The organism is Kouleothrix sp. 19917, from assembly GCF_057073505.1.
In genome coordinates this window covers 4553485-4569758 of sequence record NZ_CP097099.1, presented here as the reverse complement: position 1 = coordinate 4569758, position 16274 = coordinate 4553485, and the positions used below count along the sequence as shown (strand labels likewise).

The following is a 16274-nucleotide window of genomic DNA, read 5'->3' as shown; positions in this document are numbered from 1 at the left end:
CAGATATGAGGTCGCTCATCTGCATAGTTTGCTTGTTCTAAAAATAACTTCTTCGGCGCCGCGTCCTGAGTAAGCCGCAAGGCTGTATCGAAGGGCGCGGCTGGTCAACATATACTTTATGGCACGAGCACGCCATCCCAGGGCGACATGCCGGTATCGGCGGGCGTGCGCCACAGCACGCGCCGCGCCGCCACGTCGTAGCGGGTGACAGTGCCGTGCGAGAAGTTCAGGCCGAACAGCGCGCCGTTTGCCCCCACAACGATGTGGTGCTGGTCGTAGTTCGCGTCGAGCTGGGCGGCGCTGCTGAGCGGCGCGGTAGACAGTAGCTCGATGCCGCCACGCGTGCCATTGCCACGTGGCACGGCCAGCAGCCCGCCTGCCAGCGGCGCGAAATCCCACGGCGCGGGCGCGCTGCCCAGCGCCAGCGTGGTGCTCGCGCCGTCGCGCCGGTTGATCTGCCAGACCATCGGGGTGGTTGAGGGGCTGGCGCGCGTCAGCAGCACGTAGCATGTTGCGCCGTCGGGGCTGAGTGCGAGCCAGCCGCTGCGCGTGGCGTCGGGCTGGGCGAGCTGCTGCGAGCTGGCGGTTCCTTCGCCTGTGCCGATGCTCCACAGACGCGCCTCGGTCGGCGCAAGCGCCAGCAGTGTTGCGCCGTCGGGCGTGAGCGCAAGCGCCTGCGGGGCTGCGCCTAGCGTGAATACATGCGCAACGGCGGGCGCGTCGCCGCCCACATCGAGCGCGAGCACGCCATCGGGCTGCGGCAGGTACAGCCGCCCGCCCGCCGCTTGGAGCGCAATGTTCGCATTTGCGGAAATCTCCTGCGGAGCTTGCCAGCGCCAGCGCACCGCCAGCGTGGCCGGGTCGAGCGCGGCGATGGCGTGCGGCAGGGCGACATACAGCTGCGCGCGCGTTGGGTCGTACACAATTGCGGCGGGCGTTTCGCCAAGTGGGCCGACGGCAAGCTGCGCGCCAGTGGCGGGATCGAGCGCCAGCACCTGCGCGCGGCTGCGCTCGGTGATGAACAGGCGGGCGGGCGGGCTGGCCGCCGTGCGGAATTCGCCCGCGCTAAGCAGCAAAGCAAACACCAGCAGCGCCGCCAGCCCCGCCACAATGCCTAATGCTGGCGCGAACCAGCGCGCCGGGTTTGCGCGCAGGCGCGCGCGCACAGCGGCGCGAACGTCGGGCGTGGGGCCGGCGAGAGCGCGCTCGATGCGTTGCGCGTCGGCGCGGAGGCGCGCAAGCTGCGCGGTGCAGGCGGCGCATGTCAGCAGGTGGGCGCGCACGTCGGCCAGCTCAGCACTGGGCAGCGCGCCGTCGAGATAGGCGGCCAGGCGCGCAGTGTCAGGATGCATTGTCGTTCTCCTCGCCGCCGTAGGCTGCGCGAAAGGCCGCCCGCGCCCGGCTGATACGCATGCGCACGGTGCCCTCGCTTTGGCCGAGCAGGGTGGCGATTTCGGTGTAGGAAAAGCCGCCAACCAGGTGCAGAAGCAGCGGCTCACGCTGATGTACTGGCACACGCGCCAGCGCATCGTTCACATGCAGCGCTTCGATGCTGCTGCGCTCGGGCGCGGCCAGCGGCTGGCCCAGGCTCAGTGGCAGCCAGCTGATCAGGCGGCGCCGTCGCAGCGCCGACACGGCCTGATTGTGCGCAATGCGGTACAGCCAGCCGCGCAGCAGGGCCGGGTCGTCGAGGCTGGCGAGCGCCCGGTAGGCGCGCAGAAATGTTTCTTGCAGCAGATCCTGCGCCTGCTCGTGGCTGCCGACCAGGCCGTGCAGGTAGCGAAACAGCGGCGCCTGAAAGCGCGCAACCAGCAGCTCGAAGGCGTCGGCGTCGCCAACGCGGATGCGCGCCACCAGGGCGGCATCCGCGCTGCGCTCGTCCCGGCTCGCGCTGGCTTCGCTCACGGTGGGCAGCTCCTGTGGGGCGGTTCCGGCAGCTCGGTATCATAGCACGCACGGCTAGCCGTGGCCCAGAAATGCGATCAGCGCGTCGATCTCGGCGTCGCTCAGGCCCAGCTTGGGCATGTACGTGCCGGGCTTCATCGCCGCCGGGTTGGCAAGCCAGCCCCGCAGGAAATCGGCGTCGCTGCGGGGCGTGCTGAGGTCGGGAACGTCGTCGCCGCGGAATGGCCCCGAGCCGGGCAGGGCGGCGTGGCTGTGGCACGAAACGCAGCCTTTAGCGACAAAGAGCGCGCGCCCCTGCGCAACCAGATCGACGGCCGGCGTAGCGGCAGGTGGTGGAACGGTTGCGGGTGGCGCGGCGAATGCCGAGCCTGCCAGCAAGAGCAGGCCGGCTGTGGCGAGGATGGCGCTGATTCGGTACATAGTGGGTGGCCTTTGCGATTAGGACGACGGCGCGGGCGTATGCGATACGCCCGAACACGGTGAAGTACCAGCGTATCGCATACGCGCAAACGACGACCGACGACGAAAATGTGAACCGCAAAGGGCGCAAAGAGCGCAGAGGTTTGCAGGTTAGAAGGTTTGCATGTTGATCGAAAGTCAACATTCAACATTCAAAACGTGCAACCTGCAAACTCGCTCATCCCGCCACCCGCTCGCTCCCGCGAGTGGCGACGGGGCGGGCGCGCCGGCCAAGCAGCAGCGCGCCGAGCGCGGCCAGCAGCAGAGCGACGCCACCCCAGCGCAGCGCAGCGGGGAGCATGCCTGGCGCGGGCGCTGGCGCAGCGGCTGGCGTGGGCGACAGAACCGTCAGCGGCTCGAACTCCGCGCCCTTGCTGCTGGTGCCGTTGGTCTGCACCATGTAGGTGGGCAGTTGGATCGACCAGGCCCAGCGGCCGGCGGCGGGGAAGGTCACGTCGGCGATGAAGTGCCCGGTGCTGCCTTCGGGGCGGGCGGTGAACTCTTGCGCCTTGCCGGCCGCCGCGTCGAGCGGCGTGATGGTGAGCACCGGCACGAGCGTGTTCCCGTCGAGATCGCGGCTGGTGGGGGTGATGCCATGCTGGCGCACGGTGAAGCCGATCTGCTGCGTTTGGCCGGCGCGAACATCGGCTGGCAGCGCGTCGAGCGAGATGATTGCCCAGCCGCCCGCGAATGCCGGCGCCGCGCCCGCGAGGAGTGCGAGCAGGGTGACAGCGAGACATGCCCATGTGCGTTTGCCCATTGTGGTTCTCCTATTGTGTGTGCATCGGCGTGCAACGCTTGCATGCCGCGTGTTCGAATAGCTGGCCAGCTTTCCTGTGATTCTCACGCGCTTGTTATTCATGACGCACGGTCCGGGCAGTTCCTCACGCGCTGTCGAACACCATGTTTGTGTGTTGGCATAGATATACGTATTGCTATTATTTGTAGTAAATGGCGTGTTTGCGAATATGGCATTGGAACGGGATAAAACGCTAGCCGAAACGCAGCAATGCGGCGGAAATGCGGGCGCTTGGTGCGGCGGGAAGATTAACATTTCTTGACAATTCGGTGCGCCTGCCTATAATTGCCCGCCAGCATGGAGCAAACGCATAGACCCGGGCGCGACGCAGTGCAACGCGGTACCACACGGTGTGAGTGGGTGCCGGCCAGCCTGCGTGCGCGCGCCCGAACAATTCGTTTTCCTGCCCGCATCGGCTTCTCCGGTGGCATTCCCCAGCGGGATGCCTTTTTCTCCGGCGTATTTCCCCCTACCCGCAACTTTCCCCGGCCGATCGCGTCTGCGCCCAGCGGTGTGTTCGCTGGCGGCGCACTTTTGTATTGGCTTCGTGAAAGGAAACCTGTGTGAATCGACGCCTCTTGGCTGCGGCGTCGCTGGTGCTGCTGGGCGCTGTTCTGGCGCTGCCGGCCGTTCCTGCGCGCGCGGAAGAGCCGCCGACTGCGCCAACCTACACCGTTTTTGCCACGCGCGAAGGGCTGGTGGGCCACCGTACCGCCAACGGCCACCGCATTCGCCCGCGCGATCGCTTTGTGGCGCTCCCCTCGGCCAGCGTAGTGGCCAGCAATGGCGGAAATGAATTTCAGGTGCGCGTGACATACCGGGGCCGCAGCGTGGTGCTGCCTGTGTGGGATGTTGGCCCCTGGAACACGCGCGACAATTACTGGGCACCGCAGCGCCGCTATGGCGACCTGCCGGTTGGCCGGCCAATGGCGCAGGCCGCCTACCAGGATGGCTACAACGGCGGGCGCGATGAGTTTGGCCGCCGCATTCGGATGCCGAACGGTATTGATATTGCCGACGGCGCATTCTGGGACGACCTGGGGATGAACCAGGCCGACTGGGTGGATGTGACGTTTCTGTGGCTGGGCCAGGATGCCGGCGCGCCGCCACCACCACCGCCGCCGCCCACTGCCGCGCCCGAGCCGGACGCGATTGTGGTGGACGATGGCGCGGCTGGCTACAGCGGCGAGGCGGCGGTGAAGTGGTACAGCGAGGATTGCGGCCAGAACGGCCGGCACGCCTGGACCTACGGCACCGCCGACGCCGCGCAGGGCGAAAATCGGTCGCGCTGGGGTGCGCAGCTGCCGGGCGGCGGCTTCTACGAGGCTTTTGCCTTCATCCCGCCCTGCGGCCAGCCAGCCACGCAAGCCGCACGCTACCATGTGCTGCACGACGGCCAAACAAACGAGGTGGCGGTGAACCAGGCCGCCGCGGCTGGCACCTGGGTGTCGCTGGGTGTGTACCAGGTGAACGACCCAGGGGTGGCGATTGAGCTCACCGACGTGACCGGCGACGACGGCCAGGCCGTGCGCTTCGACGCGATCAAGTGGCGGCCGCGCGCCGACACCGCCGCGCCCGATGCGCGCGTGACCGAGGCCGCGCGCCAGCCCGACGGCAGCGTGCTGGTGCGCTGGGCCGGCAGCGACGACGTGGCCGGCGTGGCGTCCTACGATGTGCAGGCGCGCGCCTTGCCCGACGGCGGGTGGAGCGACTGGCAGACCGGCGCAACCACGCTCGAAGCGGCGTTTGTGCCGCCCGGCCCGGGCAGCTACGCCTTCCGCGCACGCGCCACCGACTGGCTGGGCCACCAGCAGCCCTGGCGCGAGGCCGACGACGCGCAGATCACGATCGCGCCGTAGCGCAACCAATATACACACGAAGGCCGCGCCTGAGCACGCTCAGGCGCGGCCGTTTGCTATGCGGAAAATGGCGACTACCGCTGGTCCAGGCTAATATCGCCGCTGGTCGTCTCGACCGTGAGGGTCGGGCCGCCGCTGCCAATCGTGCCCGTCAGGCTGCGCTGGTCATCTTGCGCGCCGGCCAGCTCGAACTCGTTGCTGATGTCGCCACTGACGGTGCTGGCGTTCAGCGAGAAGCTGCTGTCTTCGGGCATCTTGAGACCCACATCGCCCGAAATCGTCGAAACCTTGCTGTCGCTGCCGGCCCGGAACGCGCCGTCGTAGCTGATTTCGCCGCTGGTGGTGGAAATATCAAGCTGCGAGGCATTGCCATCGCGCACGCTGATATCGCCCGATACGGTGCCGATCTGCAGCTCGCCGCCCACGCCGTCCAGGTTGATCTCGCCGCTGGTCGTGTTCACCGTCGCCCCATCCACGGCGCCATCGCCCAGCTGCACATCGCCGCTGATTGTCTCGACCTGCAAGCGACCATTGATCGAACTCAGGCGTACTTCGCCGCTGGTGGTGTTGACGGTCAGGCCACCATCAAGCTCGTCGGCGTGAATATCGCCGCTGGTGCTTGCAAGCGTGACAGCGCCGGCCAGGCCATTCACATCAATAGTGCCGCTGGTGGTCTGCAACGAAGCATCCGCCGATTTTGGCACGTCGATGCGGTAGGAGATGCCGCGCGAGCAGAAAAAGCAGAACCAGTTGCCGGAGCTTTCGTCGATGCGTATGACATCGCCCATCTGCTCGACATTCACCTGATAGTCGCCGCGCGCGCCGCCGTGCTGAATCGCTTCGATCTTGATCGTATCGCCATCCCAGCTGCGCACTTCAACATCGGAATTGCCGGCCACCAGCTCAAGGTGCTTGCCGGGCAGCTCCTGATCAACCAGCTTATATGTTCCGCCAAACGGCACCGTGCGGCCAAATGCCTGAAAGGCCAGCAGCACCAGCCCAACGACGACCAGCGCAATGCCCAGGCCGGCGTTGCGCCCGCGCCGCAGCGGGGCTGGCGGGTTCTGGTAATAGGGCTCGTTAGGCAGCGTCGGCATGGTGGGGGCGGGTGGCGCGTCGGGCCGGGCCTGGTAGGTTTCCTGATCGGTCATATCGTTATCCCTCGCATGGCTGCGTTCATACGGTTCATCGTTCTGCTGCTAAGACGCTTGCCGGGCGGGCGGTGTTGCGGCACAAAAAAAACGCCCGCCGGGTGGCCCCAGCGAGCGTGTGGCAGGTTTTGTACCAGGGTTTTAGCAGCCTTCGCACGGCCCGAGTGCGGCGGGTGTGTAGCGCGCTTCGATGCTGCTGCCCCAGCTGGCCATGCGCCGGCCAAGCCACGCCAGCGCCGGGTTGTAGAAGTGTGGCGCAGCCGGGCGATAGCTGGCGGCGGCGCGAACGAGCGCGCGCTGGCGTTCGCTGGCCTGCATATCGGCATAGCGCGCGCGGGCGACGGTTTCATCGAGCCAGGTGATCATGGGGTGCTCCTTTCCGGGTGCTATCCAGCGGTTTGGTGTGAAGAAGGTGGTGCGGCATCGCGTAGCTGCTCAAGCAGCGCAAGAAATTCGGCGGTTTCGTCGGCGCTGAGCGCGGCCCAGGGTGCGTAGAACAGCTGGTTGGTGGTGGTTTCGCTCCTGTCGCGCACGGCCTGCCCGGCTGGCGTGAGGTGGTAGCGTTCGCCGTCGCGCGCCAGCCAGCCGCGCTCGGTCAGCTCGGCCAGCCCCTGGTCGTACTCGGCATGTGTGTAGGCGTGGCGCTCCAGCCGCTGCTGAAGCTCGGGCAGGGTGCTGGCTTCGCCCCGCCAGAGCACGGTCAGCATTTCCCACGCGCCGCCATCCACGCCCAGACCCTGCCACGACGCGCGGTGGGCGTCGTCGCGGAAGTAGAACAGATCGGTCAGGTATTGGTCGAGCCGCGCCGCCGCCGACCCGGATGCGCCGGGATCGGTGCGCCGGCTGGCCAGCAGGTCGGGTTTGGCGGCGGGCGCTGGTGCGGCCAGCGCGGACTCGACCAGACGCTGCGCGAGGGCGAGCAGGCGATCCAGGGCGGGAATGGGCGTGTAGCCCGCCAGCGACTGGTGTACCACAGCGAAGCCGCCTTCAAGCGCCGCGCTTCCCCGTTCGGTCAGGTAGTACAGCCCATCCGTCAGGCGCAGCAGCCCGTTTTCGGCCAGCGCATCGAAGTGGCCTTGCAGCACAGCCGCCGAGCCGTAGGGCATCTGGCGGCGCTGCTGCGCAATGCTGATTCCCAGCGGCGCAGCCGATTGCGCGCTCAGCAGAATATGCAGCTTGGGTCCGTCGATGCTGAACTGCGCCTGCGCCTGCTGGAGCGCGTCCAGATAGCGGGTGGCAAGCGTGGCGATGCCGCCCTGCAATGCGGGCATGGCGTCAAACTGTGTTTGCGTGCTCATGGTTCCCTCCTGTGCGCTTGGATAGTCCGAGGTCGGTCGGATTCGTTCCGGTTGCTGAATGACCAGATTGCCTTCGTCGTTCGTCATTCGTCTTTGGTCATGACCAGTATGGGAAAATTTCGCCATTGTAATGACCAGTTCCTATGCTCCATCCCCTGCGCCTACGGTTCTGGCTGCGCAAGAAACTGCTCGACGGCGCGAAAGGTATCGCCCAGGCGCGCGCGGTTGAGCGTGTAGCATTTGGCGATTTCGCGCCGCCGCTCGGTGATGTAGCCGGTGGCGCTGAGCTGGCGCAGGTGGCGCGACGTAGCCGACTGCGTAAGATCCAGCATGGTCATAATGTCCTGCGCGCACAGCTCGTCGTGCTGGGCCAGCAGCGCCAGCACGCGCAGGCGCGTGTCGTCGGTGAGTGCGCCCAGGCGCACCAGCAGGTCGGAGCGGCTGAGCGCCGAGCCGCTGGCGGGCGCGCCGTCGGGCAGGCGCGCGCCAAACACCAGCCACATCACCGGGCGCGCCAGGCATTTGCGCAGGTAGGGGCCAATATGCGCCGACGGCACGAACACGATCTGCTGCGCTTCGGCCACCAGCCGCTCCCACTTTTCGTCGGGTTCCTGCCCAGTCACCAGCCGCACCACTTCGCTGCTGCTCTTGCCCGCCAGGTCGAGCCGCTCAAAGGCCGCGACCGACTCGTGCAGCATCGGCAGCACGCGCTCCCACTCGGCGGCCATGCTGCTGTCCCACAGCTCGCGGATATGGCCGGTCGCAACGCGCTGGAGTGCGGGCGGGTCGCACAGCAGGGCGTGCGCTTCACGCTCAATCGTTTCGTCAATCGTTTCGAAGTGCGCCCGCACGAAATTCAGGTAGGTCTCTGCACTTGAGAGCAATTCGGCATGCGAGATCAGTACGCGCCGCTCGGGGTTGCTGGGCGTAAGCGGGCAGGCGATCTGGGCCAGCAGCCGGTCGCGCAGAATGGCGGGATCGATGCTTCCCAGATTATCGAGATAGGTCGTGAAGCTCGGCCAGCGCTGCACCGGCTGCACCGCGTAGTAGATGCCATCGAACACCAGCCGGTTGCGGTGCAGCTGCGCGCGCGTGAGCTGCGCGGCCGTGCGCGTCACCCACTCGCCCAGGCCCGAAAGCGCCTCGACCGAGTTGATGAATTGCATGCTGGTTAAGATATTTGGCGCGGGTTCGATGCCGAGGCTGAGCTTGGCCTCGGAGCTGCGCCGCATCAGGTCGGCGGTGAGTGTCGCTGGCATTGGTTTCTCGTCTAATGCAATTATCTAAATTACTCACTTAAGTGAATAATTTAGATAGAGTATAGCAAGCGCGATGTCACCTGTCAATAGGTTGGGCAAACGTTTTACATTCGATACATTTCAAAAACGAGTGCCAGAAATTTCACTACCAAGACACCAAGGCACCAAGAGTGTTTCGCGGCTCTTGATGTCCTGGTGTTTTCGTGTTTCTTAGCATAAAAATCGCAATCGCCAAACCCTATTCCCTAACCCCTATCCCCTGCGCTGAAAGCGCAAAGGTTTGCATCTGATTCAGGGCAGTGTTGCGTAATGGAAAAAGCGCAGCAGGGTACGGTATAATGCCGGGTGGGCGCGTTTGCGCCGGGGACGAAACAATGCCGCTGTTGGTCGATGGACATAATTTGATTGGGCAGGTGCCGGGGCTGAGCCTGGCCGACGCCGACGACGAGGCGCAGCTGGTGATGCTGCTGCGGCGTTATAGCACGGCCAAGCGCGGGCGGCAGGTGGTGGTGGTGTTCGACCGGGGGGTGTACGGGCACCCGCAGCAGCTGAATGGCTACGGCATTACATGCCACTTTGCGCGCTCGCCGCAGGATGCCGACGCCGAGCTGATCAAGCGGCTGCGCGCATTAAAGCGCCCGCGCGACTGGACGCTGGTCACTTCCGACCGGGCGATCATTCGCGAGGCAAACGACCGGGGCGTGCGCGTGATTGGCTCGCGCGAGTTTGCCCAGCAGCTTCAGGCCGGCCAGCAGCGCCCGGCCGCCCCTACTGCCGAGGAAAAGCGCGAAAAGCCCCTGAGCGAGGCCGAGGTCGAAGAATGGCTTGAGTTCTTCCGCAAGCGCCCCAAGAAATAGCAACGGGCGGCTGCGCACCACCAGATATCATATAGGCTTACGCACTACGGACTACGCACTTGGCAGTATAGTGCGTAGTCCGTAGTGCGTTCTGTGTTCTCTGTGGCCTGATGTTTTACTTCAGCGCGTCGCAGCGCACCACGCGCTTGCCCGCGTCGGTGTGCAGCTCGTAGCTCTGCCCGCCCGACTGCAGCACAAAGCGATAGCCCGGCGTGACGACTTGTAGCGCCATCTGGTCGGGCGTCGGGCAGCCAAGCGAGCTGTCGTTCCACTCCACCGGCTCGCCACTCAGCACCTGAACCGCCGTTTCATGCACACCAAGATCCTTTGCCAGCGTGGCGCGCGCCAGCGCCAGCATGGCCTGCCCCTGCGCATCAAGCGCGGGCGGGTTGGCCGCGCCCGGCTCGGCGTTGCTGGCGGCGGAAATGGTGGTGGCTTTGCCGTTCGCGCACAGAAGCATCTGCGCGGGCGTCATTCCCGTGTGCACTTCGTACTGCTGCGCCTGGCTATCGGTGGTGAAAACGAGCAAAAAGCCGTCCGTAACGACCTGTGGGTAGAGCATGCCTTCCACCGGACAGCCCAGCGAGCCGTCGGGCCATTCCTGCTTGTTGGCGCTTTGCAGCACAACTTCGTTCAACGGGCGTTTGAGAAAGGCGGCGAGCTGCTGCTGCGCGGCCTGGATTAGCGTGTCGGGCGGGCGCACCGAGGTGCCGCCTGCGCCAACTCCCGGCTTCGGGCCACCCGGCGCGGCGCTGGGCGCGGGCGTGTGGGTTGGCGCGGGCGGGATGGTCGGGGCATCGGTTGGCGCGGCTGCGGGCGCATCGGTTGGCGCGCCGGTAGGCTCGGGCGCGGCCGTGGGCGGCGTGTTCGCGGTGGGCTGGGTGCTCGCTGCTGGCGTGCTGGCCGTGCCACCCGTGGCTGGCGTGCCGCACGCGGCCAGCGCAAATGCGCCCAGCAGCAGCGGCAAGAATATTTTACGCATCGGAAACTCCCTGTTACAATAGCGCGCGTCCGGCTATTGTTCCTAAATGTCTGGTGCGGGCGCTGCGCCCCGCCAGTGTGCATTGTACACAGGAAGGACGTTGCGCGCGCGGCCGCAGTTCCACGCTGCCGAATGCGACTACCATGCGAGAAATTGCACTCGATATTGCGCGCCGCGCTGGCGCTCTGCTCCGCGACGGGCTGCGCCAGGAGCGCAGCATCGACCTGAAAAGCCCCTACGAGCTGGTGACGGATGTCGACCACGCCAGCGAGGCGCTGATTGTCCAGGCGATCCACCAGCATTTTCCCGGCCACGCAATTCTGGCCGAAGAAAGCGGCGGCGCGATGGGCATCGACCGGCCCACATGGCTGATCGACCCGGTGGACGGCACAAATAACTACGCGCACGGCTTCCCCTACTTTGCGGTGTCGATCGCGCTGTGGGAAGACGACCAGCCGCGCCTGGGCGTGATCTACGACCCGCTGCGCGACGAGATGTTCGCCGCCGAGGCGGGCGCGGGCGCGACATGCAACGACCAGCCAATTCGCGTGTCGCGGGTGGCGACGCTGGCGGGCGCGCTGGCCTCGACCGGTTTCCCCTACGACTTCGGCTCGCGCGCGGACAACAACCTGGCCGATTTTGCGCGCGTGCAGGCGCGCTGCCAGGGCGTGCGCCGCGCCGGTGCCGCCGCGCTCGACCTTTGCTACGTGGCGATGGGCCGGCTCGACGCGCACTGGGAGATCGGGCTGAAGCCGTGGGACACTGGCGCGGCGGCGCTGATTGTGCGCGAGGCCGGTGGCCGCCTGACCGACACCCAGGGCGGCGCGTGGTCGCTGTGGAGCAAAACCGCGCTGGCCTCGAACGGCCTGATCCACGACGAGCTGATTGGCGTGCTGGGCGGCGAGTGATTTTCGATTGCCGATTGACGATTTACGATTGGGGCGACCGACCCTTCGACAAGCTCAGGGCAGGCGAAGGACGAACGGAATAGTTCACCACGGAGGCACGGAGAGTTTGCGATTTTGAGGTTGCAAGTTCGCAGGTTTGCAAGTTACCTGAAACTCAACACTCAACACTCAACATTCAAAACTGCCGACCAGATAAATGAACCGCAAAGGGCGCAGAGGTCGCAAAGGTGTATAAGGTTGAGGCCCAATGCCAAAACCCCAGACCCTAGACCCTCACGCGGTTGCAAGTTACTGAAACTCAACACTCAACATTCAAAACTGCCGACCAGATAAATGAACCGCAAAGGGCGCAGAGGTCGCAAAGGTGTATAAGGTTGAGGCCCAATCCCAAAACCCCAGACCCTAAACCCTTGTGTGGTTGCAAGTTACTGAAACTCAACACTCAACACTCAAAACTGCCAACTGCCAACTGCCAACTGCATACTGTCGGTTCCCGGTTCTCACCTAGCGGAATGTTCCCATGGCCTATTACCTCGAAGATCAGATCGAAGGGCCAGCGCTTGGCGAGCGGCGCCCAACGATCAACGAATATTTTCTTTCTTCCTACAGCATGGCCGTGTACGACGGCTGTGAGTTCGGCTGCCCGTACTGCGATGGCTGGGCCGCGCGGCTGCGCCCATTCAACGAGACGGTGCGGATCGATACCGACCTGCCGCTGCTGGCCGAGAAAGAGCTGGAAAACGTCGATCGCGGCGACCTGATTGGCATCACCGCGCTGACCGACCCCTACCAGCCTGCCGAGGCGAGCTACCGCCTGACGCGGCAGTTGCTCCAGCGCATGGCCGACCGGGGTCAGCCCTGTTTGATCCTGACCAAGAGTCACACAATCCTTGAAGATCTGGTGCTGCTGGAGCGGATCAACAAGCAGAGCCTGGCGATTGTCATGTTCACGCTGCTGACGACCGATCCCTATCTTTCGGCCAAGCTCGAAGACAAAGCCCCCGCGCCCGCGCTGCGCCTGGACGCGATTGCCGAGCTGAAGCGCGCCGGCATCCCGGTGGGCGTGGCCTACCTGCCGGTCATTCCCTACGTCACCGACACCGACTACATGCTCAGCACGACGCTCCATTCCGTGCGCGATGCCGGCGCGGATTTCGTGGTGTGGGATTTTCTGAACATCCCGAGCGAGCGCCATCGCGCGCGCATTGGCGAGATGCTGGCGCGCATTGGCAGCTACCCGCCGAGCTACTACCGCGACCTGTATGGCACGCAGCCGCTGCCCGACGCCAGCTACCGCGCTAACCGCGACCGCGAGCTGCTGGCGCGCTGCGACACGCTCAACCTGCCGGTGCGCGCGCCCTATTCGCTCTACGCTGGCAAGCTGCGCCCGCAGAACGAAGCCGCGCTGCTGCTCAAGCACACCGCCTTCCGCGATGCCGTGCAGGGGCGCGTGCATATGGCCCGCCTCAACCGCGACCTGGCGAATCGCGTGTATCGCGGCGACGCCACCGAGGCGCAGTTGCGCGAAAGCCCACTCTACGCAACGCTGCGCGACATTCTTGGCCGAACGACATAAAGCGTAAGAGCGCAGAGCGTTTCATCTGTGCAATCTGCGAAATCTGCCGATGCTCTTTCTTCCTGAATCCTGTCTTCTGACTCCTGACTCCTGACCACAGAGGGGGCGACAATGCGGTTGCTGCTGCGAATTCTGCGCTGGGTGCTGGTTGTGCTGGTGGTGCTGCTGCTCCTCGTCGGCGGCGGGGGCTACCTGTGGCTGCGCGGCGCGTTGCCGCAAACCACGGGCAGCATCAAGGTGCAGGGGCTGAGCGCGCCGGTTGAGATCGTGCGCGACTCCGACGCCGTGCCGCATATTCGCGCGCAAAGCGAAACCGACGCCTTGTTCGGCCTGGGCTATGTGCACGCGCAGGATCGCCTGTGGCAGATGGAATTCCAGCGCCGCATCGGCAACGCCCGCCTGTCCGAGTTCGCCGGCCCCTCGCAGCTCGACACCGACAAGTTCCTGCGCACGCTGGGCGTGGCACGCGCCGCCAAAACCGCCTGGGCCAGCATGAGCCCCGAGGCGCGCACGCTGATTGAGGCCTATGTGGCGGGCGTGAACGCCTTTGTGAGCACACACAGCGGCCGCGAGCTGCCCGTCGAGTTCACCATCCTCGGCATCACCCCCGAGCCCTGGCGGCCGGAAGACGTGCTGGCCTGGAGCAAGATGATGTCGTGGGATCTGGGCGGCAACTGGAGCAACGAGCTGATGTTCGCCCACCTTGCCACCAAGCTTGGCCCCGAAAAGGCCGCCGCGCTCATGCCCGCCTACACCGCCGACGGCCCGCTGATCCTGCCGGGGGGGAGTGCAAGCAATCCACTATCCTCGCCTCGTAAGGGTGAAGCATTCGCCACAACAAGCACAGTGCTTGCGAACGCCGCCGCGGAATCCTCGCCTGGTAAGGGGGAAGCATTCGCCACAACAAGCACAGTGCTTGCGAACGCCGCCGAGGGATCCTCGCCTCGTAAGGGGGAAGCATTCGCCACAACAAGCACAGTGCTTGCGAACGCCGCCGCGAATGCTTCCCCCCTCTTGGCCATCAACCGCACCCTGAAAAACGAACTCGACCTGGGCGGCACGATGGTGGGCAGCAACAACTGGGTGATCGGCGGGGCGCGCACCACCACGGGCAAGCCGCTGCTGGCGAACGACCCGCACCTCGGCGCGCGCATCCCCTCGATCTGGTATCTCGCGCACATCACCGGCGGCAAGCTCGACGCAATTGGCGCGACCTTGCCCGGCGTGCCCGGCATCGTGATCGGCCACAACCAGCGCATCGCCTGGGGCGTGACGAACACCGGGCCGGATGTGCAGGATCTGTTCGTCGAGCATGTCAACGACCAGAATCAGGCCGAGTATAAAGGCGCGTGGGAACCGCTGCAGATCATCCCCGAGACGATCAAAGTCAAAGGCCAGCCCGACGTCACCCTGCAGGTGCGCGTGTCGCGCCATGGCCCGCTGATCTCGGATGTGATCGACGGCACCGGCCAGCCGCTGGCCTTCCGCTGGACCGCGCTCGACCCCGAGGATCGCACCTTTGAGGCATTCCTGAACATCGACATGGCGCAGAGCTGGGATGAGTTCACTGGCGCGTTGCAGGTGTATGGCGCGCCCATGCAGAATTTCGTGTACGCCGACGTGGATGGCAATATCGGCTACTACGCGCCGGGCAAGCTGCCCATCCGCGCCGGCGGCGATGGCCGCGCGCCCGCCGAGGGCTGGACGGGCGCAAACGACTGGACTGGCTATGTGCCGTTTGCCGAGCTGCCGCACGCCTTCAACCCGCCGCAAGGCTACATCGCCACCGCGAATAATAAAGTGGTGGACGACAGCTACCCGTATCTGATCAGCAGTGACTGGGCCGCGCCCTACCGCGCCCAACGGATTGTCGAGCTGATCGAAGCCAAGCCCAGGCTCGCCCCCGACGACATCGCGGCCATGCAGGCCGACCAACGCTCGGCGCTGGCGCGCGCGGTGCTGCCCGCCATGCTCGCCACGCCGCCCGCAAACGACCGGCAGAAGCAGGCGCTGGCGCTGCTGCGCGACTGGGATGGCACCACCAGCGGCGATAGCGCGGCGGCGGCGGTGTTCCAGGCCTGGTATCAGGAAGTGCCGGCGCGCGTCTTCCAGGATGAAGTTGGCGGCGAAATCTGGGACGATTATTCCGACGAGCGCAACTACCACGCGATTATTCTGCCCACGCTGCTGCAAAACGCCAACGACCCCTGGTGCGACGACGTGACAACCCCGGCGAAGGAAGATTGCCCCACGCAGCTTGCCCGCGCGCTCGACGACGGGCTGGCGCGCATGGCGCAGGTGCAGGGCAGCGATGACATGACGCGCTGGCGCTGGGATGCCGCCCACCACACCTTGTTCCCGCACAACGTCTTCGACGGCGTGGGCGCGCTCAAGCCGGTCTTCAGCCGCAGCGTGCCGAATGGCGGCGATGGCTTCACCGTCGATGTTGCGCCGATCGCGCAGGGCAATGTGTATAACCAGACGCACGTGCCGTCCTATCGCGAGATCATCGACCTGAGCGCGCTCGATTCGTCGCGCTTCATGCACACGGTTGGGCAGTCGGGCTATGTGCTCAGCGGCCACTACGCCGACCTGATCGCGCGCTGGCAGCGGGTGGAGTACCTGCCCATGCGCTTTGCGCAAAGTAGCGTCGATGCGGCTGCTGCAGACCAGCTGACGCTGACGCCATGACGGAGGGGATGGGGGATGGGAGTTGGGGAATGGATGATGTTGCTTGTAGTGTTTATGGGGGCAGCACAGACCATGGCTGCTCCGTAACGAAGGGGCCAATCCTCGCAGGGGGACTGTGACACCAGCCTTAGCCTTAATTCCCCAGGTGAACGCATCCGTAACGAAGGGGCCAATCCTCGCAGGGGGACTGTGACCTCCTGCGGCGATGCTCGGGTCGTTTTGCGCGATCAGGTAACGAAGGGGCCAATCCTCGCAGGGGGACTGTGACGTAGCGACAGCTTCCCGTCGAATAGATTAGAATGGCCAGGTAACGAAGGGGCCAATCCTCGCAGGGGGACTGTGACACCAGCCTTAGCCTTAATTCCCCAGGTGAACGCATCCGTAACGAAGGGGCCAATCCTCGCAGGGGGACTGTGACCTCCTGCGGCGATGCTCGGGTCGTTTTGCGCGATCAGGTAACGAAGGGGCCAATCCTCGCAGGGGTTCGCGCTGACACGTAGGTCAGCGCGGACAGGGACGCGCACGAATTC

Annotated in this window: 14 protein-coding genes and 1 CRISPR repeat array; of the genes, 5 read left to right on the top strand and 9 right to left on the bottom strand. The window is 65.4% G+C overall.

The window, feature by feature from the left end:
- Window positions 1-116: 116 nt before the first annotated feature.
- The 4 genes from M1P90_RS18600 to M1P90_RS18585 all read right to left on the bottom strand — a co-directional run bounded on the left by M1P90_RS18600 (window position 117) and on the right by M1P90_RS18585 (window position 3124).
- On the bottom strand, window positions 117-1352 hold the full coding sequence (locus tag M1P90_RS18600) for a zf-HC2 domain-containing protein (RefSeq protein WP_483696786.1): 1236 nt from the start codon (window positions 1350-1352) through the stop codon (window positions 117-119).
- Window positions 1342-1905: an RNA polymerase sigma factor gene (locus M1P90_RS18595; protein ID WP_483696785.1), complete on the bottom strand. Its 564-nt coding sequence runs from the start codon at window positions 1903-1905 to the stop codon at window positions 1342-1344. Before M1P90_RS18595 ends, M1P90_RS18600 begins: the two co-directional genes overlap by 11 nt.
- A gap of 54 nt (window positions 1906-1959) precedes the next feature.
- Window positions 1960-2325 carry a c-type cytochrome gene (locus M1P90_RS18590; protein WP_483696784.1) on the bottom strand — a complete coding sequence of 122 codons (366 nt, stop codon included), beginning with the start codon at window positions 2323-2325 and terminating at the stop codon, window positions 1960-1962.
- A gap of 217 nt (window positions 2326-2542) precedes the next feature.
- Complete coding sequence (locus tag M1P90_RS18585) at window positions 2543-3124, bottom strand: hypothetical protein (RefSeq protein ID WP_483696783.1); 582 nt, start codon at window positions 3122-3124, stop codon at window positions 2543-2545.
- 602 nt (window positions 3125-3726) lie between these two features.
- Between M1P90_RS18585 and M1P90_RS18580 the strand changes: the two genes are divergently transcribed.
- Entirely contained in the window at window positions 3727-5022 is a 1296-nt protein-coding gene (locus M1P90_RS18580) for a golvesin C-terminal-like domain-containing protein (protein ID WP_483696782.1), read from the top strand.
- Between the two features lie 74 nt (window positions 5023-5096).
- Here M1P90_RS18580 and M1P90_RS18575 read toward each other — a convergent pair whose 3' ends face one another.
- From M1P90_RS18575 to M1P90_RS18560, 4 genes are all read right to left on the bottom strand, one after another.
- A complete protein-coding gene (locus tag M1P90_RS18575) occupies window positions 5097-6173 on the bottom strand; it encodes a DUF4097 family beta strand repeat-containing protein (RefSeq protein WP_483696781.1) in 1077 nt (358 codons plus the stop codon).
- 141 nt (window positions 6174-6314) lie between these two features.
- The gene (locus M1P90_RS18570; RefSeq protein ID WP_483696780.1) at window positions 6315-6539 is read right to left on the bottom strand and encodes a hypothetical protein; all 225 of its coding nucleotides are present in this window, start codon (window positions 6537-6539) and stop codon (window positions 6315-6317) included.
- A gap of 20 nt (window positions 6540-6559) precedes the next feature.
- Window positions 6560-7471 carry a helix-turn-helix domain-containing protein gene (locus M1P90_RS18565; RefSeq protein ID WP_483696779.1) on the bottom strand — a complete coding sequence of 304 codons (912 nt, stop codon included), beginning with the start codon at window positions 7469-7471 and terminating at the stop codon, window positions 6560-6562.
- A 161-nt stretch (window positions 7472-7632) separates the two neighbouring features.
- A complete protein-coding gene (locus M1P90_RS18560; protein ID WP_483696778.1) occupies window positions 7633-8730 on the bottom strand; it encodes an ArsR/SmtB family transcription factor in 1098 nt (365 codons plus the stop codon).
- Between the two features lie 374 nt (window positions 8731-9104).
- On the opposite strand from M1P90_RS18560, the gene M1P90_RS18555 reads away from it, so the two are divergent.
- A complete protein-coding gene (locus tag M1P90_RS18555; RefSeq protein ID WP_483696777.1) occupies window positions 9105-9587 on the top strand; it encodes an NYN domain-containing protein in 483 nt (160 codons plus the stop codon).
- A gap of 115 nt (window positions 9588-9702) precedes the next feature.
- Here M1P90_RS18555 and M1P90_RS18550 read toward each other — a convergent pair whose 3' ends face one another.
- Window positions 9703-10569 carry a hypothetical protein gene (locus tag M1P90_RS18550; protein WP_483696776.1) on the bottom strand — a complete coding sequence of 289 codons (867 nt, stop codon included), beginning with the start codon at window positions 10567-10569 and terminating at the stop codon, window positions 9703-9705.
- 143 nt (window positions 10570-10712) lie between these two features.
- Here M1P90_RS18550 and M1P90_RS18545 point away from each other — a divergent pair, with 143 nt between their 5' ends.
- The 3 genes from M1P90_RS18545 to M1P90_RS18535 all read left to right on the top strand — a co-directional run bounded on the left by M1P90_RS18545 (window position 10713) and on the right by M1P90_RS18535 (window position 15744).
- The gene (locus tag M1P90_RS18545) at window positions 10713-11477 is read left to right on the top strand and encodes an inositol monophosphatase family protein (RefSeq protein ID WP_483696775.1); all 765 of its coding nucleotides are present in this window, start codon (window positions 10713-10715) and stop codon (window positions 11475-11477) included.
- Window positions 11478-11997: 520 nt separating this feature from the next.
- Entirely contained in the window at window positions 11998-13053 is a 1056-nt protein-coding gene (locus tag M1P90_RS18540) for a radical SAM protein (protein ID WP_483696774.1), read from the top strand.
- Window positions 13054-13164: 111 nt separating this feature from the next.
- The gene (locus M1P90_RS18535) at window positions 13165-15744 is read left to right on the top strand and encodes a penicillin acylase family protein (RefSeq protein ID WP_483696773.1); all 2580 of its coding nucleotides are present in this window, start codon (window positions 13165-13167) and stop codon (window positions 15742-15744) included.
- Window positions 15745-15827: 83 nt separating this feature from the next.
- Window positions 15828-16162: direct repeats of the CRISPR family, unit length 37 nt; unit sequence GTAACGAAGGGGCCAATCCTCGCAGGGGGACTGTGAC.
- Between the last annotated feature and the right edge of the window lie 112 nt (window positions 16163-16274).

Excerpts from the sequence above, each read along its gene's own strand:
- M1P90_RS18600 (WP_483696786.1), bottom strand. The coding sequence starts at position 1,352 with ATGCATCCTGACACTGCGCGCCTGGCCGCCTATCTCGACGGCGCGCTG.
- M1P90_RS18590 (WP_483696784.1), bottom strand. The coding sequence starts at position 2,325 with ATGTACCGAATCAGCGCCATCCTCGCCACAGCCGGCCTGCTCTTGCTG.
- M1P90_RS18585 (WP_483696783.1), bottom strand. The coding sequence starts at position 3,124 with ATGGGCAAACGCACATGGGCATGTCTCGCTGTCACCCTGCTCGCACTC.
- M1P90_RS18575 (WP_483696781.1), bottom strand. The coding sequence starts at position 6,173 with ATGACCGATCAGGAAACCTACCAGGCCCGGCCCGACGCGCCACCCGCC.
- M1P90_RS18570 (WP_483696780.1), bottom strand. The coding sequence starts at position 6,539 with ATGATCACCTGGCTCGATGAAACCGTCGCCCGCGCGCGCTATGCCGAT.
- M1P90_RS18565 (WP_483696779.1), bottom strand. The coding sequence starts at position 7,471 with ATGAGCACGCAAACACAGTTTGACGCCATGCCCGCATTGCAGGGCGGC.
- M1P90_RS18560 (WP_483696778.1), bottom strand. The coding sequence starts at position 8,730 with ATGCCAGCGACACTCACCGCCGACCTGATGCGGCGCAGCTCCGAGGCC.
- M1P90_RS18555 (WP_483696777.1), top strand. The coding sequence starts at position 9,105 with ATGCCGCTGTTGGTCGATGGACATAATTTGATTGGGCAGGTGCCGGGG.
- M1P90_RS18550 (WP_483696776.1), bottom strand. The coding sequence starts at position 10,569 with ATGCGTAAAATATTCTTGCCGCTGCTGCTGGGCGCATTTGCGCTGGCC.
- M1P90_RS18545 (WP_483696775.1), top strand. The coding sequence starts at position 10,713 with ATGCGAGAAATTGCACTCGATATTGCGCGCCGCGCTGGCGCTCTGCTC.
- M1P90_RS18540 (WP_483696774.1), top strand. The coding sequence starts at position 11,998 with ATGGCCTATTACCTCGAAGATCAGATCGAAGGGCCAGCGCTTGGCGAG.
- M1P90_RS18535 (WP_483696773.1), top strand. The coding sequence starts at position 13,165 with ATGCGGTTGCTGCTGCGAATTCTGCGCTGGGTGCTGGTTGTGCTGGTG.